This window comes from Peribacillus cavernae (assembly GCF_003989135.1).
Lineage (GTDB): Bacteria > Bacillota > Bacilli > Bacillales > DSM-1321 > Peribacillus > Peribacillus cavernae.
In genome coordinates this window covers 308,603-315,144 of record NZ_RYZZ01000006.1, presented here as the reverse complement: position 1 = coordinate 315,144, position 6,542 = coordinate 308,603, and the positions used below count along the sequence as shown (strand labels likewise).

Here is a 6,542-nt window from a genome sequence, read left to right as displayed (position 1 = left end):
GGCAACGCCGGGGCTATCCCATGACAATATTCAAACCAATGACTGTTGGTGATAGGACCAGGGGCAATAAGATGATCGTTTCAACAAATATTTTACCTTTAAAAGACTTGTTGACCATAAGCCAAGCGATAATCGTACCTAAAATGATCACAATGAGTCCAGCTACAGACGAAATTTCTAATGATAACAGTACCGGCTCTAAAAAATCATTTAACATAGGCCCTCATTATTTCGCTGTAAATCCATATTGTTTCAACAAATCCAAAGCTTCTTTTCCTTGTAAGTATTCATAAAACTCTGTTGCTTCTTCTGAATGTTTCGTATCTTTAATAACGCCAACCGGATAAATAATTGGATCGTGAGTGCTTTTATCAGCTGTAGCAACTATTTTCACTTTATCTGAAATCAGAGCATCTGTCTTATATACGATTCCCGCATTCACATTACCAGTTTCAACATAAGAAAGAACTTGACGTACATCTTTTGCATAAACAACTTTGTTATGTAAGGAATCCCAAAGTTTTAAGTTTTCTAATGTTTGTTTTGCATATTTACCAGCTGGAACAGACTCTGGAGTTCCCATAGCAAGTTTATCTGCTTGAGTTGTCAAGTCTGTGAAATCTGCAATTGTATTTTCAGAATCCTTTGGAACAATAAGCACTAATTCATTACCAACCAGATCAACGCCTTGATTCGTATCAATCTCATCTTTTTGAACAAGTTCATCGAATTTGTCTTCTGCTGCTGAAAAGAATAAATCTACCGGAGCTCCTTGTTCAATCTGCTGTTTCAAAGCACCTGAACTCCCAAAGTTAAACGTCAGATCAATATTTGTATGCTTCTTTTCATAATTTTCTTTAATTTCTGTTAAAGCATCTTGCAAGCTAGCTGCAGCTGAGACCGTTAGTTCAACTTTTTCTTTAGACTCTGTATTTTCATAATTTTCTTCTTCACTTGAAGAATTTGGATTCGAACACCCAAACAACAATACTAATACAAACATACTGAATAAAATATTAAACCTTTTCAACATCATGACTCCCCACATATTTTATATTTAAACATAATAGATTATAACTAATTATAAGTAATTATAAAACAGAAAATTTCAAAAATTATTTTTTAATAATTATAAAATCGTATGAAATTTAGTATATAAAGAGATAAAATAAAGGAAAGGAGTGACATGATTTTGAAGGATGAACGATCGTATACAACTGAAGAAATTGCTAGACTATTAAAAGTATCTAAATTAACCGTTTACGACTTAATCAATAAAGGAGAATTACCTGCCTATCGTGTTGGTAGACAAAATCGAATTGATTCAATTGATTTAGAAAATTATATTAACAGTTCTAAAAATAAAAGTATGAACAAACGATCGAACACAAATGATACTCCAAGCGACGTAGTAAGGTCCATAAAGGATGCAGTGATTATAAGTGGACAAGATATAACATTAGATATCCTAGCTGATAGCATTAAGTTAGAAGGATTTAAATCATTACGTGATTATAACGGAAGCTTAAATAGTTTAATTTCCATGTACAATGGAAAATGCACAATTGTAAGTACCCACTTATTTGATGGAGATACAAAAGAGTACAATATTCCTTTTATTAAACGGATTCTAACAGGTCATTCTTATATGGTCATTAACTTAGTATCACGGTGGGCAGGTTTTTATGTTAAACCAGGAAATCCCAAGAAAATAAAAACTTGGGAAGACTTGACTAATCTAAATGTAACGATAATTAATCGTGAAAAAGGCTCAGGCGCACGAGTTTTATTAGACGAACAAATACGTATCCGCAATATTAGCCCAAAAGAGCTGAAGGGCTATTATAACGAAGAAACTAATCACTTTAGTATTGCAACTGCTGTTGCTCAAGGAATAGCCGATGTAGGAATTGGAATTGAAAAGGCTTCGAAAATTGTTGATGTTGATTTTATCCCTTTGATCAAAGAAAGTTATGACTTGGTAATAATTAAATCGGAAGAGCAAAGTGATTTAATCCAGTCCTTACTTAAGATTTTAAACTCATCGGAATTTAAGAAAAAAATCAATACAATAGATGGCTACGATATTTCGAAAACAGGTACGGTAATTTTTGAAACAAATTAGTTTTTGAGTGCATTGGTATACCTGCAAGTGCAAACGTAATTTATAGAGATCAGAGCAAAAAGGGGTATCGTTAGGAATTGCGAAGTGGAGGCGATACCCCCTAACCACATTTGACGTATAACCCACCTTAAGACTTTTACTGTTAACAAGATAGTGGTTTTATTTCTTTTATATCTTTAAAATAACTATTAAGCTTCCTCATATTAAAAAATCTATCCCCTACCACCTTTGCTGCCCAGTATCTCCAGCAAGAATTTCATCCCGAAATCACCTATCTCGTAAGCCACGACAGTAAAAAGCTTTCAGAGTTGGCACCGTTTACAGCCGATTATAAAAAACAGGTAGGAAAGACTACCATCTATGTTTGTGAGAATTTTGTCTGCAACACCCCGCTGACAGATCAAAATGAAGCGATCGATTTATTGTCCCGGTGATATTGCCGGGCTTTTTGTTGCATTTTCTTAAGGAAAAGGTCTAAAATTAGAGTACTGTTTATAAACAGATTTTTAGATAAAGAAAGAGGATTTGCCATGATAACGATAAAAAGTGAGCGTGAAATTGAATTAATGCATGAAGCCGGCAAGCTTCTTGCTGCCTGTCATAGAGAAATAGCCAAATTGATCAAACCCGGAATCACATCAAATGAAATTGAACATTTCGTCGAGAAATATCTGGCTAAGCATGGTGCCACACCTGAACAAAAAGGCTATCAGGGTTACAAGTATGCTACTTGTGCTTCGGTGAATGATGAAATCTGCCACGGTTTTCCTTCTGATAAGCCCTTAAAAGAGGGTGATATTGTTACCATTGATATGGTTGTTAATCTAAACGGGGGCCTGGCCGATTCTGCATGGACCTACGCAGTCGGGGAGGTTTCAGAAGAGACAAAACATTTACTGGCAGTAACAAAAAACGCTCTTTACAAAGCAATTGAACAGGCCCGGGCCGGAAACAGACTCGGGGATATCGGCCATGCGATTCAGTCTTATGTAGAAGGTGAACAATATTCAGTTGTCCGTGATTTCACCGGACATGGAATTGGCAAAAAAATGCATGAAGAGCCGACGGTGCTTCACTACGGCAAGCCTGGCAAGGGACTGCGCCTTAAAGAAGGTATGGTCATCACAATTGAGCCGATGGTCAATGCAGGCTCTTGGTATTCTAAGATGGATGATAACAGCTGGACTGCGAGAACCGTGGACGGAAAACTTTCTGCCCAATATGAACATACCATTGTTATCACAAAAGATGCTCCGATTATTTTAACAGAACATTAATGTATTTAGAAATAGCATGCTGCAAAGCATGCTATTTTTTATACCACCTTAACAATACTATCGATTAATAAAGTCTCTTTGTATAAGTGTCTTCAAGTGAGGTTGCCACGACCTGCTCATTCATATGCGGCAGCTTGGCATGGGCTGCAAGCATTTTTGCCGCGGATGGCAGCGAAGCATTTTCCAGCCATGCGTCTTCATTCCATAAGGCTGAGCGTTTGAAGGCTTTCCCGCAATGAATAAAGCACTCCTCGACTTGAACCGCAATCCCAATTAATGGGGTTTTCCCATTTGCCTGCATCTTGGCCAGGATTTTTTCATCACGGATAATCGTTGCGGCACCATTAATTCTAAGTGTCTCATCCAGGCCAGGGATGAGGAATAACAGCCCAATTTGCCGGTTTTCCATGATATTGCGAATGGAATCAAGACGGCGGTTCCCTGGTCTTTCAGGAATGACCAAATGGTTTTGATCGATGATATGGATAAAACCAGGGGCATCTCCGCGTGGCGAGCTATCACAGCGGCCAGCCGAATTTGCGGATGACAAAATCAGAAAAGGAGATTTACTAAGAAAATCAACACAATCTTCATCTAGATAATCAATCACCTTATTTTCTGCAAGCGCACCTGGAAGTCCCAACAAAGAACGGAGCTCATCTACGCTATTCACTTCATTTTCAAACTGCAAAACACCATCCCCCAACTCTTTTAGTATGTATCATAGCATAAAGTGAAACTTCCATCAGTGGGGGTTTTCTTTATCCCCCACTGATGGCTAGTCACGCAGAGCCTGATTGATTTTTCTAAGGGCTGAAGCCCAAAGAAAAATCTTATTTCACCAATCGCGGATTTACAGGCTGTTTATCCCCCGCCTATTTTTCTCGATTTTTCCGCAAAATTGAGGAAGGGTTATTACAGACTGTTAAACCGGGATAAATTTGGAAATCCAAAACAAGGCCGAGGAATAATTAATGCGGTTTCCTTATTTCAACAATAACCTCGATAGAATATATTCTTTTTGCCTATCAGTCTATAAAGGAAAATGACTATGGACATTGATATTCATGAAGAAAAGTTGGTGGCATCCTTTATTCATAGAATCTATTTGTTATTTCAAAGATAACCTCGATAGAATATATTAATCGACTATCAATCTTAAGACAGATGAAAGAATTTATACGCAAGAAGTAAAAGGTAGAAATACCTAATAACTATGAATATGTGGAATTTTTGCAGGAGTTAGGGTGATGAGTGATGAATAGTTATTTTATCGTGCTAGACGGTGAAATAATTTTTTCCTATTCCTTTTTGGACAGTTGAAGGGGGACTTATTCGTGCAGAAAAGCGGTGAACAGACGGTTACGATCGAATCAGTTGGAATGAGCCAGCGGGAATTTTTGACGTTATATTTGCTGCATACGCTTCGGAAAAAGGCCAACTATCCAAGGGCAATCCATCAGGGCTTAAAGAACCAGTTTTCCGGGAAAGTTCATAGCTATGACTATTTATGTAAAATCTGCAATCGACTTGTCGAATCATGTCATTTAGAATTATACACGAACAAAGGAAGAAATTATTATAAAATTACCGAAAAAGGAAAAGAATTATTTACATGGTATAAATCAAATTTTAAGGAAAGATTGACAGAAGTGAAGCTAGTCATTGACCGTTTTATGTTTGATCTGACCGGATCGGGCAGCCATCCGTTGGTAACCCATGACCTTCCAGATGAGTATCGCTCTTATTTTTCAAAACTTATTTCAGTGAAGGATCTTGTACGCTATATCACGTTAGAGACGGCTCAGAGTAGGACCAAGCTTTATATGGGTGAAGTCGCTGATATATTGAAGGCCCATTTCGGCTGGATCGCGAGCAATGGATATTTATATGATCTGGCCCATGAGATGGAAGAAACCGGCTTGCTCATCGGCAGGTGGGAAGGTGAGAAAAGGACGAAGCGCTTTTTGCGGATTACCGATGAAGGCAGATATCATTATAAACAGATTGCCGACTCTGCCGCTTACAGGGTGCGGGAGATACAAAAATACTTACATGATGTGTTATCTTTTCTAGAAGAAGGAACATAGCATCAACGGTTAAAGGGATGAAACCAGCATGAAGAAAAAATATGAAAACCTTGATGGAATATCGAATATCAAAACGGCCTAGGAAATGCTGAAATGGAATAAGGAGAGACGCGCGAAGACGAAGGATTTGTCTACACAGATTCCCTTTGTAAGTGCAACAGAGGTTCATTCTCTCCGGGAAAACAAGACAAGGAGTTCCATCACATGGATTGGTCATTCAACGTTTCTTATCCAGATGGGTGGCTTGAATATTCTAACTGATCCTGTATGGGCTGCGAGGATGGGAATGCAAAGAAGGTTGACAGACCCTGGTATTCCGCTCAAGGAACTTCCGGAGGTCGATATTGTTTGTATTTCCCATGGACACTACGACCATCTTGATTTTCCATCCATCAAACAATTGAAGGGGAACCCCGTCTTTTATGTTCCCGAAGGCTTGGACTCCCTTTTTAAACGCAAGGGATACTCCCATGTAATCGAAGCCTGCTGGTGGGAATCATTTGCTCATGAGGAACTGAAGCTTTCGTTTGTTCCTGCCCAGCATTGGACAAGGCGTGGCCTTTTCGATACAAATAGTTCTCATTGGGGCGGCTGGGTGTTAGAGAATAACCATGGCGAGGAGTCTGTTTATTTTGTCGGCGATACTGGCTATTTCCAGGGCTTTCAAGATATTTCTGAGAAGTTTAAGCCAAAGTATATTCTCATGCCGATTGGGGCTTATGAGCCGGAATGGTTTATGGAAGTATCCCATATCAATCCCGAAGATGCGATTAAAGCATTCCTTGAATTGAATGGAGTCCTTTTTATCCCAATGCACTACGGCGCCTATCGGCTGGCTGATGATACAGGACCGGAAGCATTGGAAAGATTGATGAAAGAATGGAAGGGGCTTAAACTGCCAGATGAACAGCTGAAAACATTGAAAATCGGCGAAACATTGTGGCTTTAGATTTTTTTATGGGCGAATATGGATAGACTGGATACTGCCATATCGAAACATATCATTTATACATATCAAGCAATAGTGATATATTTATTTACATACTCAGG

General features: G+C 38.5%; 7 protein-coding genes. 4 read left to right on the top strand and 3 right to left on the bottom strand.

The window, feature by feature from the left end:
- Positions 1-13: 13 nt before the first annotated feature.
- Complete coding sequence (locus tag ELQ35_RS22525) at positions 14-151, bottom strand: hypothetical protein (protein WP_185861679.1); 138 nt, start codon at positions 149-151, stop codon at positions 14-16.
- 75 nt (positions 152-226) lie between these two features.
- Entirely contained in the window at positions 227-1,033 is an 807-nt protein-coding gene (gene modA / locus ELQ35_RS06050; RefSeq protein ID WP_126863918.1) for a molybdate ABC transporter substrate-binding protein, read from the bottom strand.
- 135 nt (positions 1,034-1,168) lie between these two features.
- On the opposite strand from modA, the gene ELQ35_RS06045 reads away from it, so the two are divergent.
- Positions 1,169-2,125: a substrate-binding domain-containing protein gene (locus ELQ35_RS06045; protein WP_370873512.1), complete on the top strand. Its 957-nt coding sequence runs from the start codon at positions 1,169-1,171 to the stop codon at positions 2,123-2,125.
- 530 nt (positions 2,126-2,655) lie between these two features.
- A complete protein-coding gene (map, locus tag ELQ35_RS06040; RefSeq protein ID WP_126863916.1) occupies positions 2,656-3,402 on the top strand; it encodes a type I methionyl aminopeptidase in 747 nt (248 codons plus the stop codon).
- Between the two features lie 64 nt (positions 3,403-3,466).
- On the opposite strand, the gene ELQ35_RS06035 is transcribed toward map, so the two are convergent.
- The gene (locus ELQ35_RS06035) at positions 3,467-4,093 is read right to left on the bottom strand and encodes an MSMEG_1061 family FMN-dependent PPOX-type flavoprotein (protein WP_126863915.1); all 627 of its coding nucleotides are present in this window, start codon (positions 4,091-4,093) and stop codon (positions 3,467-3,469) included.
- A gap of 646 nt (positions 4,094-4,739) precedes the next feature.
- Between ELQ35_RS06035 and ELQ35_RS06030 the strand changes: the two genes are divergently transcribed.
- Both ELQ35_RS06030 and ELQ35_RS06025 read left to right on the top strand, forming a co-directional pair.
- Positions 4,740-5,492 carry a helix-turn-helix transcriptional regulator gene (locus tag ELQ35_RS06030; protein WP_126863914.1) on the top strand — a complete coding sequence of 251 codons (753 nt, stop codon included), beginning with the start codon at positions 4,740-4,742 and terminating at the stop codon, positions 5,490-5,492.
- 85 nt (positions 5,493-5,577) lie between these two features.
- Entirely contained in the window at positions 5,578-6,441 is an 864-nt protein-coding gene (locus ELQ35_RS06025; protein ID WP_246025992.1) for an MBL fold metallo-hydrolase, read from the top strand.
- Positions 6,442-6,542 lie beyond the last annotated feature (101 nt).